This is a genomic window from Microvirga zambiensis WSM3693, from assembly GCF_016735695.1.
GTDB lineage: Bacteria > Pseudomonadota > Alphaproteobacteria > Rhizobiales > Beijerinckiaceae > Microvirga > Microvirga zambiensis.
In genome coordinates this window covers 1-19812 of sequence record NZ_JAERQD010000082.1, presented here as the reverse complement: position 1 = coordinate 19812, position 19812 = coordinate 1, and the positions used below count along the sequence as shown (strand labels likewise).

Below are 19812 nucleotides of genomic sequence, written 5' to 3'. Positions count from 1 at the left end.
CAGTGTGTGAATGCTATGGCCGGATCCAGCGCATCCGTCAGCGCGTGATGCCGGGCCGCTACCTGCCACCGAAACCATGCGCATAAAGCTGGCGAGCAATTTCGCATCATTCACAGTATGGAATGGGCTTTGGTGAGGCCGCGACGCCCTTGCGGGGCCCGTCGGCCTTGCTCGACGCCACCTTACTTGGCAGCTCGAACCGTCTGTAGCCGATCCATGACTGCTCGGATCTCCTCGGCCGCCTTCACGCCCCTAATCTAGAGCACGCCACGGTCGATCATCCTGCCATCGGCATCCTTCGTGCCAAGTAAGAAAGCGGCGGCGCTAGCGCAGGAAGAGGCCGTGCCGCCGCCGTTTTGCATTACGCGGATACTTCGTGTCGTGCCAACTAGATGACTAGAATATCCAGATGGGTCATTTTCAGTCCTGTGGAGAGCTTTGCCACCACAACCTGCTCCGACGCACCGTTGCCGTCCTGATCGTAGTAGAGCACGCCATGAGCGCGGTCGTAGATGACACGGTCGGTTGAATCATGCGCCACTGTTCCCGTCCTGAACGCCGACGATTTCAATACGCCTTCGGTACCCAAGCCCGTGAACACCTTGTTGTTTAGCCAGAATGTATCGTCGGCGACCGAGAAGTCGCGGATGGTGTCGACGTCAGCGGGGCCGCTTGGAACCGCGTTATAGACAAAGGCATCCTTGCCTGAGCCGCCTCGAAGGATGTCTGCGCCCGACTCGCCATAGAGACGGTCGTTGCCGCTTCCGCCGGTCAGGACATCATCACCGAAGCTGCCGTAGAGACGGTCATTATTGCCCCCACCATCCAAAGCATCATTTCCGGCTCGGCCGTCCAGAGTATCGTTGCCGTCGCCGCCAGAAAGACGATCATTGCCGGAGCTGCCGTGGAGTTGATCGTTGCCGCCTTCTCCGTAGAGGCGATCGTTCCCATCTCGACCATAGAGACGGTCGTTTCCTTCGCCACCCAGGATCAGATCATTGTTAGCGGTTCCAAAGAGCGCGTCGTCCACATTCATAAACTTGAGCTGGCCATAAAGCGGGGCGTCCGATCGGCTCACGCCCACAGGAAGGCTTGTGCTCAGGTTTAAGCCGACCGAGTGAAGTACCGAGGCTACGACGGAGTTGCTGTTCAGGTCTCCCCCAGGCGCTCCGCGGACGATATCGACGCTATAATCGAGATCCGCTTTCTCGATATTGTTGGCGTGCTGGACCATGACCTGCCAGACGTCGTCGGCATCCCTGGAACCGAGATTGAGAACTTTGCGGTGCCGCTCCTCAGGGGTGTCAGTGCCTCTCCGATCGGGCGAGGTGGCTAGATTGGCATCAGCCAGCGTTTCAAGGTCACCATTTGAGCCTGCCGTGCCGCGGATGACCTTTTCCGAAATGACACGTCCTAGATCGTCCGTGACCGTCTTGACGAGATAGAGATGACGGAAGCCGCTATTCACTCCCTCAAACTCGACGGGCTTGGCTTCAATGGCAATGACAGTGGTCATGGAGAACTCCCTAAGTGACGCAGCAATTTCGAGGCCGCCTCAGGGACGGCAAAGGCGTCAACAAAGACTATGGCCTCGCCGTTCCACCTACTTTCCACTCGGCCTGTCTTGTCACAATATATCCAATCACTGCGCGAGGTCCGGCATGGCGCCGAGAAAGCCGCGTTTTCTAAGTAGAGGCAATGCTCATGGTTCGCCAGTGAGCTCGGAAAGGGCGGTGGTGTCGCGGGGGTAGGTCATTAGGCCGGTCTCGCGAATGGGCTGAACAAAAGGCTTGCAGCCCCGTTTGATACCCGCATTCCCGACTTCTGGAGTGCTGATGCCTCGCTATTTCTTCGACACCTATGATGGTGAAAACGCCCACTCTGACGAGGCCGGTCAAGAACTCACCGATGCCGATGCTGCCAAGCAAGGCTCAAAAGGCGCTCCCGGATATGGCCAAGGATCCTCTTCCAGACGGAAACTACCGAACCTTCGTCGTGAACGTCCGAGACGAGGCGGGGCAAACCGTCGTGCGAGCTGCACTCTCGCTGATGTTGGCAGAGGGGCCTTTCGACGATTAGGACAACAGCAAGAAAGAAAGCGCCCCTCGGTAGAGTGGGCGCTCTAGGATCCGACCGTAGGGGCAGAAACGGTATCGGTCCTCACCCCGTATTCGGTTTATCGATCCCCATCTGTCATCTACCCGACAATTTGCAGATTGATCGTCGCGCTGTGCTCAGACGTCGCACTCGATCCGCCATGCCTCCCAGGAGGTGTTGACGGGCCAGCCGGAACCGACCTGTCAGAATGCTGTTCAGCTAGGAGATATCAGGAGAAAAGCCGTGGCTAAGGTGCATTATCAGATTGTGGAGCATGACGGTGGGTGGGCTTACAAAGTGGGTGATGTCTTTTCAGAAGCATTCCCAACTCATGACCAAGCGCGGGATGCGGCCGAACGTGCTGCAGTTGAGCAAGAGGTGTCTGGCCAGACCGAGGCGATCGAGTATCAGGATCCGGCTGGAGCTTGGCATGAGGAAGTCGCGCAAGGGGATGACAGACCGGCGACTGCCGTGGAAGGCTGACTTGGCACGTTAACAAGGTCTGCCGCAAAAGCTCATCGTGTCGGACTAATCTGAAATCCGTCCGCAGCAGTGCCGTGGCGCAATCTCGATTACCCCGAGCTTTGCCATTCCAACGAGAGCTGCCCCGGCTGAGGGAATCCCGACACCTCAATCCGGGCGCATGCGATGCCGGTTGCAACACCGCATCTCGATGGGCTGAAACGCAACACGCCCGGTTCGATCAATCTGGCTTGGGATGGTAAATAAGCGTAACCTGAACAGGGATGCGCTTGCTCAGGGCAGATGAAAGCAGCTCAGCATAATGCCAAAGTATGATGGAACAGCCGTCTATGGCAGGGCATTGGGGCTTGGTGTTGCTGGGATTGCGTGATGGCCAAAGCCGAAACTACCAATGAATTGCTTCTCGTCGACGAAGGTGGAATCGCGCGGAGGGAGCTTCCCTTTATGGTGCGGTTGTCGGGACTGGTGGCCTCGATGATAGTGCTCGCCGGTGCAATTGCTTGGGCGCTCACGACCTACTGAGCGCTTCTTGGCCCGTGTCGCTTCGTCTGAATGTATTTGCGCCTGGGCCTCGCCCGAGCGCCTATCCGGGCGCGAGCATCCGCGACACTGACCTTCAGTACTGTAGTTCCCGCTATCTCCGGTCGCGCACTGCTCGAAGGTCTGTCATCAATCTCCTGTTAGCGCGAGCGGGTCATCGGAAGAGGATATAGCAGGGGGAGGCGGTAGGGGCCGCCAGTGGGTCGGGTTCAGCTCTCTCATCTCCTCATGTGCCCATGACGCTACCGTGCCATCGGTCCAAGCAGCGCGATAGGTTGAAGCCTCACGGCTCTGCTCCCACACCATCGGTTCGAACTCCAACTCCCACCATGCCACGGTCTGTCTGCCATCGGGGAGATAGACCAAGACCCGAGTGCCATCCTTCGGCGCGGTTTCAATTAGAGCAACGGGCCCGGCATCGGACAATGATTCGTGACGGGAAGCACTTGTGTAAAAAAAGAGATAGCCTTGATGCACTGGCTCTGTCAGAACCGCCAATGCTCTAGCTGCCAGTTCACATCTCCCTCCTTCATTCGGAGTCGAGGAAGACGCGGGAGGCCATGAGATGTTCAAAATGCGCCCTCCCCATCAGCATATCGCTTAGCCTCGGATCTCAAGCGGATTTCAGCTTTCACCTCCTTAAGCTGAGTATCGACAGCCCTCCTCTCGTCACTCAGTCGGTCGAATTCCGCTTCAAGCTCGGCGTCTGTCATTCCTGCCAAGGAGGGCAACCTCGCTTTCCGACGGGCTCCCCGTGTTAGTTCACGTATCGACGCTAAGACCCTTGGACCGATATGAGGCAGCTGGAGCCAATGAGTATCCGGCAGGCTGGCGACCTCCCTGATGGACGGGCGACGGCCCCCAAACTCCTCCAGGATTGTCTGTCGGATATGAACGGGAAGCTCTTCAAGTGGAAAAGGGTCATCAAGCTGCAAGGGTAATCCTTGGGTCCTGTGATCGGAGGACAAGGATGCTGTTCAACGATGAGATGACTAAGCGCAATTTCGGAGGGCGACGGAAGGGGCATGCTTCTCGAAAGGGTGATGCACCAGCTCAACGAACTGCATTCAAAACCCTATTGGCTGCGGCATTGCGGCCTGAATCCAGGTCGACCTTTTACCATTATAGTCGTGCCGCTTGATACAGCGGTTCCCGCTCCACCGCTGCATCGGGTTGCGATGATCGATGCTGCACTAGGAGCTTTATATCGAACTGACTCAGGAACGGCAGTGGGCCTTTGCACGTAAGAACGTGGCGGCTACGCGGGGCAAACCGTTCCCACCCGGCAACTCCGGACGCCCGAGAGGCTCCCGCAACAAGGCGACATTGGCACTGGAGGCGCTGCTGGATGGTGAGGCCGAGGCCCTCACGCGCAAGGCCGTCGAGATGCGCTTGATGGCGATACGACGGCAATGCGGCTTGTGATGGATCGGATCATGCCGCCCCGCAAGGACCGCCCCGTGACATTCGAGCTGCCAAAGCTTGAGACGCCTGCCGATGCGGTGAAGACTGCGGCGGCTATCGTCGAGGCGGTTGCGTCAGGCGACCTCACACCCTCGGAAGCGGACGACTTATCCCAGCTCGTGGACTGCTACGTCCGCGCCGTTGAAACCACCGATATTCTGGAACGGCTGGAAAGCCTCGAAGGAGAACGATTGAAATGAGCCGCACTTTGAAGACAAGCACCCGTCGCCTGGAGCAGGATCGACTTCCGGTCAGGAAATCCGTTGCTTCCCTATCATCCGCGCCACTGATATGGCCGATGCCGATCGGCAGATGGAGGCCCTCGTCGCGTCGGGTGCACTCGACGGCTGGAACGAGCGCTCGCTCCCGATCGTGCGGGTGATCGCTCCGATTGTGAAGGTGGACGCCAACGGGGTGCTGGATGGGGCCTGACGACTTGTGCGCCGCCCGCAGAGGGATGCGGCCCTAGAGCCTTGGTAGGAAGCGAAGCTATCCGTACTCTTATCCGTAAAGCGATGGGGATTGTTCAAGAACGGATAGATGTGCTTTGCGAGGCCTTCCGCAATGCAAGGCAAAGGCCTTCTGCATCCCAGCTGTAAGGTAAGCAGGAGTGTCCGAATGGTAATGAACAGGGGACCTTTAGAAACTGCCGGTCTCCGCCCTCGATTGACCGACCCTTTCCGGACCTTGGAGCTGGCGACGCGAGAGGTCCCTCACTGGTTGAAGACGGCGTCCTGGCGGGGTGGTATGATCGTCAATCCGCCAGATGGTCGTGCTTGTAGATCGGCCTCCGTATGGAAAGTCAGCCGCATCAGCCGTGATACAGAGAACGTGTGGAGCGGATTCGAGGGCTTTGAGGAAAAGCCTGTTACGGCGTCCCGACACCGACCGCTGGAGCGGATGGTCCTTGTCGAGATCAATGAAACGGCTCAGGATCGGTTCTTGCCGTCGGGGCGATCCCTCGGGTCAACCAGCGCCGTATTTGTCACAGCCATACAGGAGCGCCCCATGTCCACGCATTCCAAACCGAGTATCGTCTTCGCTCACGGGATCTGGGCCGATGGCTCATGTTTTCAAAAGCTCATCCCGACGCTGCGGGCGGAGGGGCACGCGGTAATGGCCGCGCAGTACGGCCTGGACACGCTGCAAGGCGATGTCGATGCAACCATCCGCACGTTTGGGCGGGTCAGTGGTCCGATCGTTCTTGTCGGCCACTCCTACGGCGGGACCGTGATCACGCACGCCGGCGTGGACCCCCGTGTCGCCGCTCTTGTCTACATGGCGGCCTTGGGTCCGGATGAGACCGAGACGTCGCAGAGCCAGCAGGACAAGTTCCCCAAGACGGATGTCTTCAAGTACGTCGAAGTCGCGGACGGCCGCGTCTGGATGCGTCCCGACGGCGTCGCATGCTTCGCCGGCGACCTGTCGCCCGAAGAGCAGGAGGTCGTCTATGCGACCCACTTCGCGCCGGCCTTGGATCTGTTCAATCAAAAGCACGATGGCATCGCGTGGCGGTTAAAGCCGAGTTGGTCCATCGTGGCCACCGAGGATCGCACCGTCCATCCTGACCTGGAACGTTCCGCCGCAAAGCGTATGGGCGCCACAACCGTCGAACTGAAGAGCAGCCACGTCCCGATGCTCTCCCACCCGCGCGAAGTGCTCGACGGATCGCCTCAGTCGTCGTGGCGCTCCCATGGAGAACCTGGCCCATAGCGCGTCCCTCCATTCCAGAGATAATATCGCACCATCAAACCCTGGGATCAAACATCTCTCTAGTGCGGTCGGGTCTCAGACATGGCAACCCAGACAAGCACGAAAGGGACGACTGCTGAGCCGGCCAGGACAAGAAACGCCACGTCGTACCCAGCCGCCACCACAACGAACCCTCCCGCCGCTTGGCTGAGAGAGCCGCCAATACCCTGAACCGTTCCAATGAGCCCACGCGCGACATTGTAGCGGCCCGAGCCACGCATGATGTCAGCCAAGAGGAGGGGCAGGAGGGCATCGAACAGGCCAATCCCGATCCCATCCAGCACCTGAACCGCGATCAACCAAGCCGCATCGTCGGAGAGTGTGAACAGGATCCCGCGCAGCACGGGAGCGGCAATGGCGATGAGCAGCAGCGGTCGGCGCCCGATTGTCTCAGCCCAGCCCACAAGCAGAGACACTGGGATCATCACGAGTTGCGCCACGATGATCGCACCCGATGTGAGTGCCGCCTCCTGCCCCGGATGGCCCAGCGCGAGCTTCTGGCTGATCAGGGGCAGCATGGCTGCATTGGCGAAGTGAAACAGCGCCGCCACGGCCGCGAGGATCAGGAGCGGTTTATGGGTCAGCAGCAGACCCCAACTCTCCGGCTGGCGCTGACGAGACGTCCCGGGTCTTGCTCCACCGCGGGCACGCTGATGATCAATGCTATGGCCTGGGATCGAGAGCACAACCAATGCCGCCCACACGCCAAAGAAGGGGACTAGGTAAAACACAGCCTGCTGACCCAAAGCTGTGCCAACAGCTGCTGCCACGGCGGCAACAAACAGATTTCCGGCTCGATCAAAGGCGGCATTGCGCCCCAAGCGGGCCGCCAATTTGTCCTCGTCGACGAGGCCCAGCGTGATCGCAGCGACAATGGGGGCGAAGACGGCGCCCAGGATGGCCATCGTGACGTCGGCCGCGAACACCACTGGGACGGTCGGACGCCATGCAATGGCTACGGCGCAAACTGAGAGGGCAAGGATGCCCGCAATAATGAGGCCGCGCTTGGCCCGGGTGGCGTCGATCAGGGCCCCGACGGGCGTGTGCATGGAAATGCCGATGAGACCGCTGATCGTCAGAACCAGCCCGATCGTCGCCTGATTCCAATCGGCCTCGGTGAGGAGGAAGACACTGACATAGGGCCCCAGCCCACCCCTGACATCGGCCAGCAGGAAGTTGAGCCAGTCCAGGGCAGTGTTACGGGACATGAATGCAGCTCAACTGTCGGGGAGAGGTTTAAGGGCTATGGTCATCTTTAGCATGCAAGGCATGTTTTTGACCCATCGGTGGTCCTCGGCCTTGACGGCCAATTGCTTACTGGCTGGGACAGGACCGCCTGGATCGGGTCGGTGGCCTGCTCTTGTTGTTGAGGCCCCGCAGCCGGAACGCCAACCCCAACATGGCGTTGCCCTCGCAGGAGGAAACCGAACGTCGGCGCAGGTCATCCGCCGAGCGCTTCATCAGGCGACGACCCGCGCGTTCTAACCCGAAGAGGCAGGTGATGAAAACCACTCTGACGGGGCATCCGAGAGGAGGAACCCATGAAAATCAGTGAGATCATGACACGCGATGTGCGGCTGATCGAGCCGACCCAGACCATCCGGGATGCGGCTCAACTGATGGCTGAGATGGACGCTGGCATCCTGCCGGTGCGCGACGGCGACCGCCTGGCCGGCATGATCACTGACCGTGACATCGCCATTCGAGCCGTCGCTCAGGGCAGGGGCCCAGACACCCCAATCCGCGAGGTGATGACGGACGAGGTGCTGTATTGCTTCGAGGACGATGATACCGCCAAGGTGGAACGCAACATGGCCGACATCAAGGTTCGCCGCCTGCCGGTGCTCAACCGCGACAAGCGTCTGGTCGGCATTGTCTCGCTCGGCGACTTGGCGATGAACGACAAGGCCGCGAAGGTCGGGACCGCGATGGCCGGCATCTCGCAGCCGGGCGGCTTGCACAGCCAGACCGGCGGATCTCGGCATTGAGCCGTTAACGCGGCGAAATTCGGTACAGCCTAACGCAGAGAAGGGGACGTGGACAGCGCCCCCGATCTCAAGCGACGGGCGGAGAGGGTCTGCCGTTGCGCAGCTCATGGGTGTGGCTCTCCACCCTTGGAGGGGTATGCTCGTGCCGAGGCGTCGGGCGAGCTCTCAGGAAGGAGGTCTTTCCCCATGTCAGGCCATGCGATCCACATCAAGATCGAGGGACGAACCTACGCGGGCACCTACCAGGTCGACCGCAAGATCCTCACCGTGACGACCCCCTACGGCCGGAAGTCGGCAGAGATCGCCCCGAAGGTGGCGCATGACACCCTGGCCCACCAGCTTTTGCAGGAGCTGGTCCAGCAGGAAAAAGCCCGCAAGGGCTCGACCCTCTGACCGTTCGGCACTTTGATCAGCTCATATCTGTTTGCCGCCAGCATTCTCATTGCTGCCAAGGTCCGCGCCGATGCGCATTTCACCGCATAGGTGCGGCGGCGTTCCATCAGTGCCCATTGACGTGCTCGTCAGCAATGCGGGCATTGGTCTAATCGGTGCGTTTGAGGCGACGTCGTTGGCCCAGGCGCGCAAGGTGTTCGAGACCAACACGTTCGGCGTGATGGCGATGACGCAGGCCTTGCTGCCCTAATTTCGCGCGCAGAGGTCAGGCGTGGTGGTGAACGTGACCTCCAGCGTGGCGCTGGCCCCGATGCCGCTGGTGGCGGTGTACACCGCCAGCAAAATGGCGATCGAAGGGTTCACGGGATCGCTCGCCCACGAGTTTCAGGCATTCAACGTGTGCGTCAAACTGGTTGAGCCGGGCTACGCCCCAACCACCCGCTTTGCACAGAATATGGAGCTTCGCATCGACGAGTTGACGCGTCGTTGCAAGGCATCAGCGCAGTTGCAGGAGGGGCAACGCAAAGCGGTGCGGGCCGCGCTTTTGGCGGGGTGGCCCCCACTCAGGTGGCGAAGCACTTTGGCCTGTCGCTGACCACAATCCGCAAGGTGCTGGACGAGAGCACATAGGTTCCGGTGATCAGGGATTGGTGCTTGCACCAAGCTGAGCTTCCCGCAACGATTGAGCCATAAAGCTGCCTTCTATGGCCCTAATCTGGTGCCCCTGGAAGAAGCCGCGTAAGGACAAGATCCTCAGACGGTGAGACCGTTGCATCGCGCATGTTGACCCTGGAACGCCCGACCTCGTTTGAACAGATCATCAAGAAGAGCCGGTTCGTCGCAACGACTCGCCCGATAGCGAGCACGCTGCCGAGGACTTCATCGCCGCGCACCCCGATCCGGGCGCCAATCCCAACTGCTGGGCCGCGCGAGTGAGCAGGGGTGCCGGCCGGAACTTCGCTTGAGCCCTAGGCGCAGGCACTGTTTCATGGTTAAATTCGGACTTCAATGTGCTCAAGGGGTCGCTTGCCTCCTTCGGAGGTTGGCATGAAGCGCCGCGACGTTCTCTGCTGCTTGGGTTCGCTCGCACTCGCGATGGGTTCTACAGGAGCACGCGGACAACCATCCTCCAAGATGTTTCGCGTCGGCACGCTCAGCCCAGGCACACCGATGACCGCGAGCGTCTATGGTCCAGCTCTGGTCCGCGGTCTCGCCCAGCATGGCTATGTGCTCGGGCGCAATCTGATCATCGAGACCCGAGCGGCCGAGGGCCAGCTCGAGCGCATCCCCGCACTGATTCAGGATTTCATCGCGAACAAGGTCGACGTGATAGTCGTGCAGGGCTATCCGCCCGCGCTCGCGGCCAAGCAGATCGGTACCATTCCAACAGTTGTTCTCGGCGGAACGGGCGATCCGGTTGCGACAGGCCTGATCGCGAGTCTTGCCCGGCCCGGAGGCAATATCACCGGCATATCGGACGTATCCGTCCAGCTCTCGCCGAAACGCCTGGAACTCCTGAAAGACCTGACGCCGACGCTGAAGCAGGTAGCGATGCTTTGGAACGCCAACGACCTTGGCATGACGCTTCGGGTCCGGGAGTCAGAACAGGCCGCGAAGGCGCTCAACCTCAGCGTACAGGCCCTTGGTGTGCGCGAGCCGAACGACTTTGCTGCAGCCTTTGCCGCCATGAGCCGCCAAATGCCCGATGGCATCCTTATGGTGAGTGACTCTCTCACCCTTCTGAATCGGCGCCGGGTGTTCGAGTTCTCCGCCGCTCACCGTCTGCCTGCCATCTATGAGTTCGAGTCTCTCGTCCGTGACGGCGGACTGATGTCATACGGACCGGACCAAAGCGGAAGTGCCGAGCGTGGGGCGGCGCTGGTGGACCGCATTCTCAGGGGCGCCAGTCCGGCCGAGTTACCATTCGAGAATCCGACCCGCTTCACCTTCGCGATCAATCTGAAAACGGCGAACGGCCTCGGGATTACGGTGCCCCCATCGCTGCTGGTGCAAGCTGACGTGCTGATTGAATAAGACATTCGCGGTTCAGTCAAAACTGGCGGGATCAGGGAATCTGGACTGACGATGGCCGCGTGAGATAGGTCCGACAAAGCCTTTAGCACAACGGCTTTAAGCGGGCACCAGAGTGACGCGAGTACCATCTCGGTCCAAATTGACGATCCATTGTCGAGCCGCGTCAGGAAAGTTGCCGATGCGCTCGCCCTAAACATGTCATTGAGCATAGCTCTTGTGCGGACCCCATGAAGGGTGCGCCGGTAAGCACGGCCTACCGTCGGCTTGCGTGTTGCCATTCTAGGCAATTTCGTAAATCGTCATCACATCAGAGATCCCCCGCAGAACTGTGGAATGCGGCTCAGGCCGAACACCAATAGTCTTGAGCAGCCGGGACGACTCAGGATCTTCGACCACCGACCCTGTCGCATAGATTGCGCGAGCATCGGCGGCCCCCTGGACACGAGCCGCCACATTGACGGTCTGACCGAAATAATCCTGGCGGTCGTTCAAGGTCACGGCGAGACAAGGCCCTTCATGAATTCCAATTTTGAGGTAGAGATCCTCCCGCTGCTGCTCCTCATTGAGGCGACGCATTCCTTCGCGCATTCGGAAGGCTGCGGCGATCGCCTGCTGCGGGGTGGAAAAGGTCGCCATCACCGCATCCCCGATCGTCTTCACAACGGCTCCAGCTTCGGCGACCACACTCTCAGTCAAGACCCGAAAATGCGCCCGCACAAGGTCGTACGCCGCGAGATCGCCAATGCGATCGTACAGCGCTGTTGAGCCTCTCAGGTCCGTGAACAAGAAGGTCATGCTGGTGATCTTCAGGCGCTGGTCCACAGCGAGCATATCGGTCCGGTGGAGATCCCGGAAGGTCTGGTTGGTCAAGAGGCGCTTGGCGGTTAGATATGGCCGTCGCCGCGCGACAAGATCATTGAGCCGATCATCAGCAATCCACACTGTCGGCAGAAGTCGCACGTCGCGGTGGTTCTCAAGCGAAAGACGGACCGGTCCAGGGCGCAGCTCGATGGGCCCGCTTGCCGCCATGGCATGATCGAACACGAGCGAGAGGCTTTGGCGCTCGCGGGCCGGCGAGCCCTTGACGTTGATGAACTGCGTCGCATGGGTCACCGGGTCGAAGATGATGACGAACTTCTCCGGCAACTGCAAAGACAGAATCGCTTTCTCCCCGGCAGGCAGCTCAAGAGCCTCAAGGGTGATGTCCGCAACCACCGATTCCAGGTTCTCGGGCAGATCGACACCAGAACTCCAGAACATCTGCCGGCAGTACTCCCAGATCGGAAGACCGTTCGGATCATGCCCGGCGATCTGGCGGAGCCGCGGACTTACGGTAAAGGTTACCTCAACGATCTCGTCCAAGTTCGGCTCATAGCCGATCGCGCAAAAGGCGCACCGATATTCGGCACGATTGATCGACTTCAAGCTGGTGCCTGCGTCAAGCACACCGCCGCAGGACGGACACAAAACATTCCATGACATTTCAAACAGCCCAAGGCGCGTGGCGTGCAGGAAGGCGGCGATCGCCTGTTCTTCATCAACGCCGTTGTCTTTTGCGAAGGCAAGCGCATTCACGCGGTGCAGTGCACGATCAGGGGCTTCTCGAACGAGGTGGTCAATGACGGCGACTGCTTGCGCGTCGGCCACTTGTCTGAGGGGTGGGAAGAGAGCGTCAACGTGGGACATGGCCGACATCCGCCATTTGCAGTCCGGGCTATTACGCATGTGAAACCGCAGGGGCTTCTGTCCAGAGGACTTCGCCCGCTGACTGACAGGCCTTCCTTATTCGCCGCATGCAAGCATAACGGGCTCGGGTAACGATCCGGCCAGCCAACAGTGGCAGTAGTAAACCCAAAGCTTGTTCCTGTTATGTTCTAGATACGCCATCGGGCGCATCCCGTCAATCGGAATCGGCCTCCCACGTCCGTGATGGGGCTGTGAATCGGCACGAAAGTTGCTCCCTCGCAGGAGGAGCGCAATGCCGTGGTCTGGCGACACAAAATGGAAAATCAGTGGAGTCACGACCGACCCCGACGATGCCCCCCTCCGATGCTATGAATTCTCAGCAACACCATGCACTCATTGGTAGCCGGCTCAGGGAATGCATTCGATGCTGATGCACAGGCTGCGTAATGCGCGACCCTTCCGAGGCAACCGAAATCAGACCATGATGAGGTCGGTTCTTCACGGTGTCGGAAACGACATCGTTGTTCAAGGAGAGACCTATGAAACTCAAGCGGCTGAGCATCGGCACGTTCAACCTGTACAACCTGAACGAACCTGGATTGGCGGTCTATACTGACACCGGCGGGTGGTCCCAGGCCGAGTATGACCGGAAGATCGACTGGACAAGCCGCTCGATCCGGTTGTTGCATCCCAATATTTTTGGGTTTCAGGAGCTTTGGCATCGCCAGTCCATGACGCAGGCGCTCGAAGCGTCTGAAATCGCCAACGAGTATGAGCTTCTCGTTCCCGACGACACGGACGGGACGCGCATCGTTTGCGCGGCGATCGTGCGCAAAGGACTGATGGTTGGACAGCCGGAATGGATCGAGGAATTCCCGGAAAAGTTCGTCCTTAAGAGTTCCGGCGACGATCCGCAGACGCCCGCGATCAGCGTGGGCATCCATCGCTTCTCACGACCCGTTTTGCACTTTGCCGTTCAGCCCCGCGAAGACCACCAGCCGATCCATGTCTATGTCTGTCATTTCAAATCGAAGGGCCGACAAAGGTTTTCCAGGAAGATTGGTTCGCGGCCGATGAGGAATCCTACAAGAAGCATGCCACCAGTCTGGGAGCTGCTATTTCCACAATCCGCCGTACGGCAGAGGCTGCAGCGTTGCGGTTCATGCTGACCGAGCAAATGAAGGGAACTCGGACGCCGGTGATCGTCCTTGGCGACATCAACGATGGCCAGCACAGCAACACCGCGAACATCCTGACTGAGCAGCCGCGGTATCTTGTCGGTGATAGCATGGGCGGTGGCGATGTCAGTCTTTATACCGCCCAGACCCTGCAAGAATACCGTAGTGCCCGGGATGTCTACTACACTCATGTTTTTCAGGATGTGATGGAGTCACTCGATCATATCCTGGTGAGCGAGGAGTTCTATGACAACTCCAAGCGACGTGTCTGGATGTTCGATGGTATGTCCGTGAACAACGATCATTTGAACTTTGATGATCACAAAGCCACCGGCACGAACGATCACGGCATTATCTGCGCCACATTCAAATACAAGCCCATCAACATCAATTCATGAGAGCGGTTTGGGAAGCATTGGGATCCGTGGGACAGCCAGTGGAAGGATTCCCTGCAAGGCGGCCATTAAGCCGAGTTGACGATAGTGCCATGAGAATTGATTTCCCAGAGAATTTCGCCAATCAGCTCCGCCCGCTTTGCTTCGGGCAAAACAACGGATCAAGTCCTCACAATCCGGCAAGACCTCATCCGCGTTACAGGTGGGGCAACGCAAGGCGGGGGCGGCGCCGGCACACGTCGCGAAACACTTTGGTCTTCTGCTTGCCGCCGTCTGCAGGGTGCTTGAGTCCGCATAGGCTTCCAGGTCGCGCAGGCATGCCCCGATCTGGGCACATCCGGAACGCCCGTTTCTCCGCCTCGCTGAGAGCTTCTGACTTTTAATCAGAGGGTCCTGGGTTCGAGTCCCAGCGCGCTCACCAACAATATCAAAGGGTTACCGGCATCTGCCCTTTGAGTCGTTTTCTTCCAGGTAGCCAATAGGTAGCCAAACGTTGAGATGGGCAGGACTCGCTCAGGTCCGAGGTCGAGCCGACCTTAGGAACTCGAACGGCGAAGTGGGTCGTCCGAAGCCTACCCTCCGTCCACTCCCAGCTCATTCATAGTGTTGCCACTGAGCGGCTTGTAACGAAGCCACAAAGGTCTAGTCACCCGCAGTGAGCGGACCTTTGACGGGCATGCCTAAATTTCACAAATTGACCCATAGGCGACATTCCTGGGCTTCTCAATGTCCAAAAGATCTGCGGCTTCGTATAGAAGGGTCACCCGTTTCCCTCATCCAATGATGTGCTTAGGGAAGAGGAGAAAACATCGGATCATCCCACAAGTGAGGGAGCACATTTAGATCCGAAGCTTTAGAGAAAGGTCGCGTAGGCTGCCTGCGAGGTAGCGAGGGCACATAGCTTATCGATTTATCTGTCTTTACTCGCGCTGAATGAACCTAGCCTTCTGTGCCGACTGGCCTCTCTTACAAGCGATATCGGACGGTCCGTCCGAGGCAATTGGATCGCGCTGAACTCGGCTCGCCGACCCGGGAATAAAACCGTGAACGCCATGGTCTTGCCAGTAAGGAGCAATGACGGGGCCCGATGTCCACATGGCTCCTCAATCCACCGATTGACGGAGAACTGAGATGTTCAACATGTCACGCCGAGGCGTCCTGATCAGCGCGGCCATGGCCGCGGCTTTCGGGCTACAGAAACCACTGGCCTGGATTGCAGACGCTCACGCAGAGGCTCCTGTCGAGCCAACAGCAGGCTTCTACAAGTACAAGGTCGGGTCCATTGAAGCGACGGCCGTTTATGACGGCATCTGGCGCAAGCCGCATGACCCTGCCTTCATCAAGGGCGTGACCGTCGATGAGACGAAGGCGGCGCTCGCCAAGGCTGGACTGACGACCGAGTTCATGCCGATCCCGCTCACAGTCCTCGTCCTGAAGATCGGGGACCGGCACATCATGATCGACGCCGGATCCGGCGTCGGCCAATGGCAGGCCAACGCCACCCATCTGCCGGCCAACATGAAGGCTGCCGGCATTGATCGCAGCCAGATCAGCACGATCCTGATCTCGCATTTCCACCCGGACCACGTCTGGGGTCTGATGGAGAAGGGTACAAACGACGCCGTGTTTCCAGAGGCCGAACTGGTGGTCAACAGTGTCGAGTATAGGTTCTGGACGGAGCCAGGCCGCGTCGAGAAACTGCCGGAGGGTCGCCGGGCCGCCGGCAAGCGCATCGCCGATGTCTTTCCGACCTGGAACAACTGGAGGCTCGTCGAAAGCGGTACCGAGATCACCCCCGGGATCCAGATCCTCGAGGCTTTCGGTCATACGCCTGGCCATTCCGCTTTCCTAGTGAGTTCAGGCAGCGACCAGTTGCTGGTGTCGAACGACACTATGTACGTCCCGGCTCTCCTGGCGCCCCATCCGGACTGGCAGGGTGCCTACGACCAGGACGGGCCGATGGCGGTGGCGACCCGCCGCAAGATCATCGATCGGGTCATTGCGGACAGGATGATGATTTGCGGGGCGCATTTTCCGTTCCCGGGCCTCGGTACGTTCACAAAAGACGACAACGCCTATGCCTTTACCCCGGTAGCAATCTGACCCAACCAGCGAGAACAGGCCATGTTGACGAGAACCTCTTTCCTTTCCCTTGCTCTCCTGACCGGGATAGCGCTTACACCAGCCCTGACCAGCAGCGCAGCGTTTGCGGTCGATGATGATACATCGACCGGCTCTGTCGATCTGAGCTCCGTACGGGCCAAGATCCAGGCCGGCAGCTATGGTGCGGCTCTGGAAGAGCTGCGCGGTCTGGCTGAAGATACCCAGCAGGCCGACATCTACAATCTGATGGGATACACCCTGCGCAAGACAGGCGACTACGCAACCTCGCTGACCTACTACACCAAGGCATTGCAGCTCCAGCCCGACTACCGGCCAGCCCGCGAGTACCTCGGCGAGCTGTATGTCGAAACCGGCAATATCGGCAAAGCCAGGGAACAGCTCGCAGCGCTCGTCAAATTGTGTCCAGGCGGCTGCGAAGAGCGTCAGGACCTGGAGAAAGCCCTGAAACGGACAGCCGCCAAGTGACGCTGCCGGGTGGGCGATGACTTCGCCCACCTCTTTCCACTGTGCTGACGATCGGGAGGTCGCGATGCCACGGACGCTTGAGGCAATTCTGTCGAAGACTGCCGATCCCCTCCTGCTTCTGGGGAGGTTCCTGTTGGCTTTGATCTTCCTTCATGAAGGGGTCACGCTTGCAACCGGCTTCGCAGTTTCCGCGTCCGCGATGAGCAAGGTCGGTGTCCCACCTTACGTGCTGGTTTTGACGATCCTGCTGCAACTCGGGGCGGGCTTGATGGTCGCATTGGGCTGGCACGCACGCTTGGGCTCACTGAGCCTGGGATTGTTCTGCCTCGCAACCGCTATCCTGTTTCATTCCAACTTCGCCGTTCGCAACGAGCTTCTGCACTTCGAGAAGGATCTTGCGATCGCGGGCGGCATGTTCGTGCTGGCCGCCACCGGGGCAGGCGCACTGTCGTTGGACAGAGCGTTCAGACGCAGGCAGCTCCTTGGATACGCCGCGTGACCTTCGTGTACCTGATACATCGCTTGTAGAGCGTCACATCCTCATCCTCGCCTAGGCTTGCCGTAGCATGTCCCAGCTCACCGAGACTGGTTGTCGGACGGGTGTAGGCATCTCCGACGCATCCAGAAAGAATTATTAGCGCGCGAGATGGTTCTGGAAACGGCGCATGAACTCCTGTAGCTCAGCGGGGTTGAGATCCGAGATCGCCCAGAAGGTCATCCCGCTCCCCGACCAGTGCAGCGTGTTGTACCCGTTGTTGACGGATGACTGCACCCGATCAGCCCCGACCTCAGCCTTCTCCGCCGGCCAGATGAACAGGTTGATCAGGTGCTCGCGGCGTTTGTACACCAGGGCTGCTACCGCCCGTCCTGCGATGTAGTCGAGCCGGCCGCCGGTCAGCGCGAAGCCCTCACTGGCCAGATCGATAACCGGGGGAGCGAAATCAAGCCGGCCGTCGAACCAGGGCTTCACCATATGCTGGTCTGACGTGGTCACGTCCGTGATGTGGCCTGCCATCAGGGAGCGAATATGCTCGGAGACAAGTTCCTGCTCCAGATCCAGGGACTGACGCGGCAGGACCAGGACCATCGCAAGACCTGCTGCAAAAGCAGCCGCCGGCAGGCCAAGGTAGCGATCGCGCCACAGGCGCTGCCACCAGCGGGCGGCTGCCGGTGCAGCCCGAGCCGTTGGAGCAGGCTCAATGGCCTCCAGGATTCGCACGCGCAGCGCATCAGGTGCCCGATACCGTAGGCGGTCATCTCGCAGGGTTGCCCGAAGCACCTGCAGGCGCTGATATTCACCCCCACAGGCTGGACAGGTTCTCAAATGACCCTCGACCCCGAACGAATTCGCGGCATCCAGCTCGCCGTCGAGGTGACCGTGCATGAGGACTTCCATGTCAGCACAAGGGAGGGTCATGACCGTGTCTCCTCGCGCTCTGCGGTGCGCTGGCGCCAAGCATCGGCGAGCAGGTGCCGGGCCCGGGCGAGGCGGGACATCACGGTGCCGATCGGCGTCCCGGTCGCTTCGGCGATCTCCTGATAGGAGAGCTCCTCGAGTTCCCGCAGGACCAGCGTCTCCCGGAACGGAATAGGTAGGTTTTCGATCAACTCCCTCATGGTCGCGATCTCGTTGTGCCGCACGGCGGCGGTTTCGGGGCTGTCCTCAGGATCAACCGGCCCGGCGCTGCTCTCGAATGCATCGCCTGCATCGTCTCCTTGGTCTATTCCGGCCCTCTCAAGCGGAACCGTTGGATCCGATGCCGCGGCTTTCGCCCAGGTGTGGCAGCAGTTTCGCACGATCGCCAGGATCCATGCCTTCGGGTCCCCACCCCTGTAGCCCTCGAAGGCGCGGAACGCCCGCAGAAATGCGTCCTGCGCGACGTCCTCGGCGGCGACCGGATCCCGCAGGAGATAGCGCGCCAGGTTGTAAGCGGCATCCAGATGCGGGAGCATCAGCCCGCGAAAGCGCCGGGCGAGATCGGCTTGCTCGGCCGTCATGGGAGGCGCCAGGGAGACCGGCACAGGTTCCTCCGCGCGTTGCGGGATTGTACCCTCTTCCCTCCTGACTGTCACATTTCCGGATGCCGTGGACCGGCTCGTCGGCCACCATTTGGAACTTGCCTGTGCCTCCTGCTGTCCTGACGCGGGGACCATCGTCATAAGTCCCCACAGAGGGAGTATGCTCAAGGTCACAGTGTTGCCGCTCATGTTCAGACCTCTGTGTGCACGACGCGGGTTCATGGCTGCTCAACAATTCTAAGTGGCTAGCTTGGCAACATCCCCACTGAACGTGGACTGGACGGCCCGTCGACTGGCATGACGGCGTCCACGGTGCTGATGCTGCGCTGCCTTATCCAGACCAAGCCCGAACCTGGTTTATTCCCGTGCGGCGAGACAATTTTGCAGCCTCTCGTTCTGCAGGTGTGATTGAGCACACTGATCGCGCCAGTCTGCTCGAATGGAGTGTTCTGCGAAAATAAAGCGCTGCCCAAACAGATCTCTGAGACATGAGGCCAACTGAACCGCGCCTCGAATTGAGTGACACTGAGACCGTCCAAGGGACGGGATAGTGCCCGGGAGGCCACCATGAACAAGAACTGTTCTGATCGCATTCTTGTCGTCGACAACAATCCAATCTTCCGCGAAACCCTCGCACAGTGGCTCCGGGCCGCAGGGTACGACGTGACCACGGTGGATACGGGCGAGCATGCATTTCTGGTCCTGCGGGATTGGGAGCATCCCATCGCCTGGCTTTACACCCGGGCCAGTCTGCCGATCCTGATCGATGGCTCGATCTTGGCCGACGAGTATCACGATACTTATCCGACCCGTCCCGTCGTCATCGCGGCATCCAAAGCTCGGCCGTCTGCGGGCGACGATATCATCCTTAATCAACCGAGCCCGGCCGCAGTGTTGGAGACCATCCAACAGTTCATCAATGCGAGCCATAATTTGTCGGGAGGAGCCGAGATCGGCTCCGACATTCAGCACGCAGCATGACAACGGAGTGCCTGCAGTCAGGCCCGCTGTCTCAATTGGCTAGTATCGCGATGACCTGCCTTCACCAGAGGATTATGACGATGACGAACAGGAAATTGTGAACGTCTTCACCCGCCGATTGTGACCGGCAAGCCCAATGATCCACCCCCATTGAATTGGTCCACCTTGAAGTATGTCTTGAGGCAGACAGGAGGACCCAAATGCCGAGAAAAC

At 59.6% G+C, this 19812-nt stretch carries 20 protein-coding genes and 3 pseudogenes; 17 read left to right on the top strand and 6 right to left on the bottom strand.

The window, feature by feature from the left end; translation table 11 throughout:
- Window positions 1–388: 388 nt before the first annotated feature.
- Window positions 389–1516, bottom strand: coding sequence for a calcium-binding protein (locus tag JKL46_RS36470; RefSeq protein ID WP_281400187.1), 1128 nt, complete (start codon window positions 1514–1516; stop codon window positions 389–391).
- A 319-nt stretch (window positions 1517–1835) separates the two neighbouring features.
- Between JKL46_RS36470 and JKL46_RS37075 the strand changes: the two are divergent.
- The 4 genes and pseudogenes from JKL46_RS37075 to JKL46_RS30730 all read left to right on the top strand — a co-directional run.
- Window positions 1836–1889, top strand: a pseudogene (locus tag JKL46_RS37075) (hypothetical protein); the annotation flags it as partial.
- Entirely contained in the window at window positions 1864–2079 is a 216-nt protein-coding gene (locus tag JKL46_RS37070) for a DUF6894 family protein (protein ID WP_425493336.1), read from the top strand. The pseudogene JKL46_RS37075 and the gene JKL46_RS37070, both read left to right, overlap by 26 nt.
- 261 nt (window positions 2080–2340) lie before the next feature.
- A pseudogene (locus tag JKL46_RS30735) lies at window positions 2341–2571 on the top strand (DUF2188 domain-containing protein); the annotation flags it as partial.
- Window positions 2572–2949: 378 nt separating this feature from the next.
- Window positions 2950–3102 carry a hypothetical protein gene (locus tag JKL46_RS30730; RefSeq protein ID WP_201841692.1) on the top strand — a complete coding sequence of 51 codons (153 nt, stop codon included), beginning with the start codon at window positions 2950–2952 and terminating at the stop codon, window positions 3100–3102.
- Window positions 3103–3689: 587 nt separating this feature from the next.
- On the opposite strand, the gene JKL46_RS35250 is transcribed toward JKL46_RS30730, so the two are convergent.
- A complete protein-coding gene (locus JKL46_RS35250; protein ID WP_210381520.1) occupies window positions 3690–4055 on the bottom strand; it encodes a hypothetical protein in 366 nt (121 codons plus the stop codon).
- 501 nt (window positions 4056–4556) lie between these two features.
- On the opposite strand from JKL46_RS35250, the gene JKL46_RS35955 reads away from it, so the two are divergent.
- From JKL46_RS35955 to JKL46_RS30710, 3 genes are all read left to right on the top strand, one after another.
- Window positions 4557–4784 (top strand): hypothetical protein, encoded by a 228-nt coding sequence (locus JKL46_RS35955; RefSeq protein ID WP_246529650.1) that lies wholly within the window; start codon window positions 4557–4559, stop codon window positions 4782–4784.
- Between the two features lie 91 nt (window positions 4785–4875).
- Window positions 4876–5016: a hypothetical protein gene (locus JKL46_RS30715; RefSeq protein ID WP_201841686.1), complete on the top strand. Its 141-nt coding sequence runs from the start codon at window positions 4876–4878 to the stop codon at window positions 5014–5016.
- Between the two features lie 576 nt (window positions 5017–5592).
- Complete coding sequence (locus JKL46_RS30710) at window positions 5593–6297, top strand: alpha/beta hydrolase (RefSeq protein ID WP_201841683.1); 705 nt, start codon at window positions 5593–5595, stop codon at window positions 6295–6297.
- A 59-nt stretch (window positions 6298–6356) separates the two neighbouring features.
- On the opposite strand, the gene JKL46_RS30705 is transcribed toward JKL46_RS30710, so the two are convergent.
- Complete coding sequence (locus tag JKL46_RS30705) at window positions 6357–7544, bottom strand: MFS transporter (RefSeq protein WP_201841680.1); 1188 nt, start codon at window positions 7542–7544, stop codon at window positions 6357–6359.
- Window positions 7545–7877: 333 nt separating this feature from the next.
- Here JKL46_RS30705 and JKL46_RS30700 point away from each other — a divergent pair, with 333 nt between their 5' ends.
- The 4 genes and pseudogenes from JKL46_RS30700 (at window position 7878) to JKL46_RS30685 (ending at window position 10751) form a co-directional block, all read left to right on the top strand.
- Window positions 7878–8324, top strand: a complete 447-nt coding sequence (locus JKL46_RS30700; protein ID WP_201841677.1) for a CBS domain-containing protein — start codon at window positions 7878–7880, stop codon at window positions 8322–8324.
- Between the two features lie 186 nt (window positions 8325–8510).
- On the top strand, window positions 8511–8717 hold the full coding sequence (locus JKL46_RS30695) for a hypothetical protein (protein ID WP_201841674.1): 207 nt from the start codon (window positions 8511–8513) through the stop codon (window positions 8715–8717).
- Window positions 8718–8829: 112 nt separating this feature from the next.
- A pseudogene (locus JKL46_RS30690) lies at window positions 8830–9195 on the top strand (SDR family NAD(P)-dependent oxidoreductase); the annotation flags it as partial.
- Between the two features lie 569 nt (window positions 9196–9764).
- Window positions 9765–10751: an ABC transporter substrate-binding protein gene (locus JKL46_RS30685; RefSeq protein ID WP_201841671.1), complete on the top strand. Its 987-nt coding sequence runs from the start codon at window positions 9765–9767 to the stop codon at window positions 10749–10751.
- 279 nt (window positions 10752–11030) lie between these two features.
- Here the strand turns inward: JKL46_RS30685 and JKL46_RS30680 are convergent, their stop codons facing one another.
- Window positions 11031–12437, bottom strand: a complete 1407-nt coding sequence (locus JKL46_RS30680) for an adenylate/guanylate cyclase domain-containing protein (RefSeq protein ID WP_201841668.1) — start codon at window positions 12435–12437, stop codon at window positions 11031–11033.
- A gap of 539 nt (window positions 12438–12976) precedes the next feature.
- Here JKL46_RS30680 and JKL46_RS35950 point away from each other — a divergent pair.
- From JKL46_RS35950 to JKL46_RS30660, 5 genes are all read left to right on the top strand, one after another.
- Complete coding sequence (locus JKL46_RS35950; RefSeq protein ID WP_246529649.1) at window positions 12977–13606, top strand: endonuclease/exonuclease/phosphatase family protein; 630 nt, start codon at window positions 12977–12979, stop codon at window positions 13604–13606.
- Window positions 13600–14013 (top strand): hypothetical protein, encoded by a 414-nt coding sequence (locus JKL46_RS35945; RefSeq protein WP_246529648.1) that lies wholly within the window; start codon window positions 13600–13602, stop codon window positions 14011–14013. Before JKL46_RS35950 ends, JKL46_RS35945 begins: the two co-directional genes overlap by 7 nt.
- A gap of 1128 nt (window positions 14014–15141) precedes the next feature.
- Window positions 15142–16113, top strand: coding sequence for an MBL fold metallo-hydrolase (locus JKL46_RS30670; protein ID WP_201841665.1), 972 nt, complete (start codon window positions 15142–15144; stop codon window positions 16111–16113).
- Between the two features lie 21 nt (window positions 16114–16134).
- Window positions 16135–16599 carry a tetratricopeptide repeat protein gene (locus tag JKL46_RS30665; protein ID WP_201841661.1) on the top strand — a complete coding sequence of 155 codons (465 nt, stop codon included), beginning with the start codon at window positions 16135–16137 and terminating at the stop codon, window positions 16597–16599.
- Between the two features lie 64 nt (window positions 16600–16663).
- The gene (locus JKL46_RS30660; protein WP_201841697.1) at window positions 16664–17098 is read left to right on the top strand and encodes a DoxX family protein; all 435 of its coding nucleotides are present in this window, start codon (window positions 16664–16666) and stop codon (window positions 17096–17098) included.
- 135 nt (window positions 17099–17233) lie between these two features.
- On the opposite strand, the gene JKL46_RS30655 is transcribed toward JKL46_RS30660, so the two are convergent.
- Window positions 17234–18016, bottom strand: coding sequence for an anti-sigma factor family protein (locus tag JKL46_RS30655; RefSeq protein WP_201841658.1), 783 nt, complete (start codon window positions 18014–18016; stop codon window positions 17234–17236).
- On the bottom strand, window positions 18013–18597 hold the full coding sequence (locus JKL46_RS30650; RefSeq protein ID WP_201841655.1) for a sigma-70 family RNA polymerase sigma factor: 585 nt from the start codon (window positions 18595–18597) through the stop codon (window positions 18013–18015). Before JKL46_RS30650 ends, JKL46_RS30655 begins: the two co-directional genes overlap by 4 nt.
- Before the next feature lie 588 nt (window positions 18598–19185).
- Here JKL46_RS30650 and JKL46_RS30645 point away from each other — a divergent pair.
- Window positions 19186–19599: a response regulator gene (locus JKL46_RS30645; protein ID WP_201841652.1), complete on the top strand. Its 414-nt coding sequence runs from the start codon at window positions 19186–19188 to the stop codon at window positions 19597–19599.
- Window positions 19600–19812 lie beyond the last annotated feature (213 nt).

Bases quoted from the DNA above. Each gene is read 5' to 3' on its own strand.
- JKL46_RS30650 (WP_201841655.1), bottom strand. From the start codon at position 18,597: ATGACGGCCGAGCAAGCCGATCTCGCCCGGCGCTTTCGCGGGCTGATG.
- JKL46_RS36470 (WP_281400187.1), bottom strand. From the start codon at position 1,516: ATGACCACTGTCATTGCCATTGAAGCCAAGCCCGTCGAGTTTGAGGGA.
- JKL46_RS37070 (WP_425493336.1), top strand. From the start codon at position 1,864: ATGGTGAAAACGCCCACTCTGACGAGGCCGGTCAAGAACTCACCGATG.
- JKL46_RS30680 (WP_201841668.1), bottom strand. From the start codon at position 12,437: ATGTCCCACGTTGACGCTCTCTTCCCACCCCTCAGACAAGTGGCCGAC.
- JKL46_RS30705 (WP_201841680.1), bottom strand. From the start codon at position 7,544: ATGTCCCGTAACACTGCCCTGGACTGGCTCAACTTCCTGCTGGCCGAT.
- JKL46_RS30665 (WP_201841661.1), top strand. From the start codon at position 16,135: ATGTTGACGAGAACCTCTTTCCTTTCCCTTGCTCTCCTGACCGGGATA.
- JKL46_RS30710 (WP_201841683.1), top strand. From the start codon at position 5,593: ATGTCCACGCATTCCAAACCGAGTATCGTCTTCGCTCACGGGATCTGG.
- JKL46_RS30700 (WP_201841677.1), top strand. From the start codon at position 7,878: ATGAAAATCAGTGAGATCATGACACGCGATGTGCGGCTGATCGAGCCG.
- JKL46_RS30670 (WP_201841665.1), top strand. From the start codon at position 15,142: ATGTTCAACATGTCACGCCGAGGCGTCCTGATCAGCGCGGCCATGGCC.
- JKL46_RS30655 (WP_201841658.1), bottom strand. From the start codon at position 18,016: ATGACCCTCCCTTGTGCTGACATGGAAGTCCTCATGCACGGTCACCTC.
- JKL46_RS30645 (WP_201841652.1), top strand. From the start codon at position 19,186: ATGAACAAGAACTGTTCTGATCGCATTCTTGTCGTCGACAACAATCCA.
- JKL46_RS30695 (WP_201841674.1), top strand. From the start codon at position 8,511: ATGTCAGGCCATGCGATCCACATCAAGATCGAGGGACGAACCTACGCG.
- JKL46_RS35950 (WP_246529649.1), top strand. From the start codon at position 12,977: ATGAAACTCAAGCGGCTGAGCATCGGCACGTTCAACCTGTACAACCTG.
- JKL46_RS30685 (WP_201841671.1), top strand. From the start codon at position 9,765: ATGAAGCGCCGCGACGTTCTCTGCTGCTTGGGTTCGCTCGCACTCGCG.
- JKL46_RS35945 (WP_246529648.1), top strand. From the start codon at position 13,600: ATGCTGACCGAGCAAATGAAGGGAACTCGGACGCCGGTGATCGTCCTT.
- JKL46_RS30660 (WP_201841697.1), top strand. From the start codon at position 16,664: ATGCCACGGACGCTTGAGGCAATTCTGTCGAAGACTGCCGATCCCCTC.
- JKL46_RS30730 (WP_201841692.1), top strand. From the start codon at position 2,950: ATGGCCAAAGCCGAAACTACCAATGAATTGCTTCTCGTCGACGAAGGT.
- JKL46_RS35955 (WP_246529650.1), top strand. From the start codon at position 4,557: ATGCCGCCCCGCAAGGACCGCCCCGTGACATTCGAGCTGCCAAAGCTT.
- JKL46_RS30715 (WP_201841686.1), top strand. From the start codon at position 4,876: ATGGCCGATGCCGATCGGCAGATGGAGGCCCTCGTCGCGTCGGGTGCA.